This window comes from Rosenbergiella epipactidis, assembly GCF_018494055.1.
Classification (GTDB): Bacteria; Pseudomonadota; Gammaproteobacteria; order Enterobacterales; family Enterobacteriaceae; genus Rosenbergiella; species Rosenbergiella epipactidis.
Genome location: NZ_JABBFQ010000027.1, coordinates 1 through 393 on the forward strand (window position 1 = coordinate 1; position 393 = coordinate 393).

A 393-nucleotide genomic window follows, 5' to 3' on the forward strand; every position below is an offset into this window, starting at 1 on the left:
CGGTTCAACAGTGACCGGTAAGGCGGAAGCAGGATTGACTGTCGCTATCAAGGATACTGATGGCAACACAATCGGTAACGTCACGGTCGGTAGTGATGGCACCTTTAGCGTGACACTGCTTGCAGCACAAGCGAATGGCCAAACCCTAACTGTTACGGCGACAGATACTGCGGGGAACACCTCTGCAGAAGCAACGACTATCGTGCCAGATACGACTGCGCCTGCTGCGCCGACTGATGTTACGGTCAGTGATGACGGCGCGACAGTCACTGGTAAGGCGGAAGCTGGCTCAACCGTTACCATCAAGGATGCTGACGGCAACACAATCGGTAGTGCAACAGTCGGTAGTGACAGCACCTTTAGCGTTACCCTAACTACAGTTCAAACCAATGG

The 393-nt window shown here is 53.7% G+C and carries 1 protein-coding gene; it reads left to right on the forward strand.

Annotated features, from left to right (window positions below; genetic code table 11):
* Positions 1-393: Ig-like domain-containing protein (locus tag HGT71_RS15650; RefSeq protein WP_214218608.1), on the forward strand; the 393-nt coding region annotated here is incomplete at both ends.